Here is a 3,955-nt window from a genome sequence, read left to right on the forward strand (position 1 = left end):
GATTTTACAAGTTTTCTCACGCCTTCTCTAGGAAGGGATTTGCGTCTTTTTCTAACGATATTAATAATCTGTAGTTCTAGGTTTAAACGCTTATCAGCTCTGTTTTTATGCTTGTAATAAGCATTACGTTTAAGTCCAAAACAATGGGTTATAGTTGTCAAAGTAGCAAATCCCTTAGATATCTTTTTGGCTTTACTTAAGGCTTTATACTTAGCTTTTTTTTTAGTTCATTAACTGATTTATAGCCAAGATCTTCAGCAGCTACTTCCAGATAACAATCCTGGACCATAGCATCGAGATCCTTTTTAAGTAGTAGTTTTTTAAGTTGTTCAACCTCTTTTTGAAGTGCTTTAATTCTAGATATTTCGTCTTTTGTTTCCACTTTTACTCTGGTGTTCATTAAGTCTTTACGATTATACTTTTTAATCCACACATTTACTGTTGTAGGTGCAATAGAGTAGAGTTTACAAAGTTCACTCTTTGTGTGTTTTCCGATTGTAAGTTCGGCTAAGATTTTTAATTTAAAAGGTTCACTGTAACGTCTAATTACTTTGTCATTTCTATACATAATGTTTAAAATTATGTAGCCTTATTTCAGGACGGGTCATAATTGGTGGCAACGTTGTTGTATATGGTTTGTTGCGTGTTTCAAGCAACTAATTTAGTAAATAATTACCGACCAAGAAAGTCCGCGAGGACTTTCGTAAGTAGGCGAGAAGCAAGCAATAAATTATATACGGTGTTGTGCGTTCGTTTTTATTCCGATTTATACATATTTCTATAATGTTCAACGTGATGAGGAAATTCCTTTTCATAAAATGGGTTACTTATTCCCAAAATTGAGATTTCATATCCTTCATCTTTCATTCCAGAAATTGCATTTCCGGCAACTCCTTTTATTTCAAGTCCATCTTGTCTGAATACTTTTAATTCTGATATCACTTGAGTATCAATAAATTCAAATTCTGGGTCGTCAGTATTTATTACAATATTATTTTTCAAGCAGTATTCTTTAAAGAATTCGTATGGCGTTTCTATTCCATTGAATTCAATTATTCCAAATGCAACTCCCATTGGTGCATCTGCTTTTTCTAGTTTAGAAGTTCCAATTTCTTTGCCTTCTAAAACCACATTATATTTTGTTTTACAACTGTTTAGTACTTTTTCGTTGTAAAAATCTAAATAATAATCAGAAGCAAGACATTCAAATGTTTCGTCTTTAAAAAAGAAAATAAAATGTTTTCTGTCAGAATTGCTAGTTTGAATTTTCTCAATCGGATTCGGCAACTCTTTATCTAATCCGCTTTTAATTTCATAGAATTCTCCCCAAGGTAATTCGTTGTGATTTGTTCTATATTGTCCGTAAAAATAACCTTCGTCATTGCAAGTATTCAGAGAATATTCCGCACAGTTTTTAAATCGGATTTTAACTTTGTCGCCCTCCTGATATTTGTTGAATTGCAAATGATTGAGATAAATATCCATTATTAAGTCAATTCCGTCCAATTTTAATTCAATTTCAGGTGAAACTGGGTCAGCGTTCCAATCTTTAGTTATTTGGATATAGTCAATTTTTCGAGTTGGAATTTCCTCGACCTTTTTTGTTCCAAATATTTTATTTATCCAACTCAATTTCTTTCGTTTTCGGTTTTTTTCTTAAATGACGCACAACGCTTGATGTATGGTTAGTTACGTGGTTTAAGCAACTAATCTAATAAGAATAAACCGAACGTTAGGGAAATCCGCAGGATTTTCCGAGTACACACAAGCCCAAGCAATTAATTATACAACCTGTTGTTAACCGTTTTTTAGTTTTTTACGCCTTAATTTATCGCTTTTTACGCTGTAATTGTCAAATTCCGATACGAAATACTTGCGTAACACTTGCGTTTCATAATTCAATTCCGATTTGCGTTGTACTTCGCAACATTGCTAAATTCCGATTGTTGCGTTCTATTGCGACTGAGTGAAATTCCGATTATTTTCATTACAATTTTTCGGTAGCCATCTTTGACTTAAATTCAAAAAAAATTGAAAGCTCCGCTTTCATATGAAGAATAAATTTGTCCGCTGCGCAATTAAAATATTACGTGACAATTGCGATACAAGGAAATGGTTTACAACGTTTTTGTATAAGGTTAGTTGCGTGTTTTAAGCGACTAATTTAGTAAATAAAACACGAACCAAGAAAGTCCGTTTGGACTTTCGTAAGTAAGCGATTTGCCAGCAATTAATTTTATACGGTGTTGGCATTAGTTTTTTCTTTTTACATATTCCGAAACTAATTGTTTGCTCTTTCTCCTCATTACAAAACAGCCTTCTAAAGTTTCTATTGTTGGTGATTCAGAGTATACTTTGTCAATCCAATTATTGATTAATTCTTGATTTTTAAAGTCAGATTTATTTTTCATATAATATTCAATCGCCATTAATCTCGTTCCAGAGTTTTTACTATTCATAAGTATTTGGCAAACTTCTGGTGTTAGGCTTTTATATTCTTTCATAAATATTGCTCTATTCGTAAAAATACTTCCTCCATAACCTCCACTAAAACCATATCGAGTTCCTGCAAATGGTGTCATTAAGAATTTCAAATTTTCATTTAATGCAATATCTGTGTCCAAATTTTGTATAGGATTTTCCATTTCCTCAATATTGAAATATCTATTGTGAATCGTATTATTTTCTATTTTAAAAATTCCGGAATAAAACTCTATATATCTTTCGGTTAAATACTTGTTTTTCGGTAATTGAGGTGTGAATTCATAAGATGCTACTTGTCCTTCTTTTAAAATTAAATTGTAAAAAATACTAACATATCCTTTTCCCATACTACTTTCAATTTGCTCGTATCCAAATCCTAATTTAGTTTTCCTATCTTTTTCGTCTATTTTAAAAATCTTTAAAATATCCTTTTCATCTTTTTTTAAAATGCCTTTTAATTCTGACAAGAAAAGAGAATCTTGTTTGACCCAATTTTCATTAATTGAATTTTCCACTGAAGGTTCAAGATATTCATAATATTCAGATATTTTGTTGCTTTTAAAATCTGTAACAACGTCCAAATTATTTTGCTTGCAAGAAACAATTAAAGCAAAAATAAAAATGTATGTAAGTTTGAATTTCATTCGGTTTTTAATTAATGCCAACGGTTAAGTATAAGGATTGTGCGCTTTTGCTTGCTGGGATTTTCCGAAGGAAAATCAGAAGCTAGCAAAAGAAGCACTTGCATTGTTTAAGGACTAAAATAAGCATTATTTTTATACAATGTTGCCGTACGTTACAGGAATTATTTTATCGGCTTAAGAGTTGCGCAAAGCTTGGTAAATCCGTTTAACAAAGATTGCGTGGGAGTGAGGTCAGTCGTACGCAAAGATTGCGCAATTAATGGATCGGAAACCATTATTACTTTAATCGACTTTTGAGTGAATTATCGTTTTTTGAGCCGAGTGAGCAATGGACGGCAACGGTTAAGTATAAAGATAGTGCGTTTTTGTTTGCTGGGATTTTCCGTAGGAAAATCAGAAGCTAGCAAAAGAAGCACTTCCATAGTTTCGGTACTAAATTAAGCATTATTTTTATACAATGTTAGCGCACGTTATTATTAAACCGTTTAAATTAAGCGTTCCTAAAATCATTAGCACGCAACAGTTGCACTTTGCTTTGGTCGGAAGTTCGAAAGTGAGTTTTTTGTAATTTATTTTTTACCGTTCCGATTTACCGTTTCAATAATCAGTCGTACGCAACAGTTGCGCTTTGCTTTGGTCAGAAACCGGTTGAGTGAGAAATATAGGAATCTATTTTTACTTTTTAAACCACTTTAGAACGATTTATTTTTTTGAGCCGAGTGAGCAATGTGCGCTAACGGTTACGTATAAGGATTGTGCGTTTTTGTTTGCTGGGATTTTCCGCAGGAAAATCAGAAGCTAGCAAAAGAAGCACTTCCATTGTTTCA

At 32.3% G+C, this 3,955-nt stretch carries 3 protein-coding genes; all 3 read right to left on the bottom strand.

Features of this window, described 5'->3' with window-relative positions:
* Window positions 1–196: 196 nt before the first annotated feature.
* Window positions 197–568: a transposase gene (locus ASC41_RS00115; protein ID WP_055434618.1), complete on the bottom strand. Its 372-nt coding sequence runs from the start codon at window positions 566–568 to the stop codon at window positions 197–199.
* Window positions 569–756: 188 nt separating this feature from the next.
* On the bottom strand, window positions 757–1,632 hold the full coding sequence (locus ASC41_RS00120) for a hypothetical protein (RefSeq protein ID WP_055434619.1): 876 nt from the start codon (window positions 1,630–1,632) through the stop codon (window positions 757–759).
* Window positions 1,633–2,252: 620 nt separating this feature from the next.
* Window positions 2,253–3,149: a hypothetical protein gene (locus tag ASC41_RS00125; RefSeq protein WP_152971386.1), complete on the bottom strand. Its 897-nt coding sequence runs from the start codon at window positions 3,147–3,149 to the stop codon at window positions 2,253–2,255.
* Window positions 3,150–3,955 lie beyond the last annotated feature (806 nt).

Origin of the sequence: Lacinutrix algicola (genome assembly GCF_001418085.1) — a bacterium.
GTDB classification, from domain to species: domain Bacteria; phylum Bacteroidota; class Bacteroidia; order Flavobacteriales; family Flavobacteriaceae; genus Lacinutrix; species Lacinutrix algicola.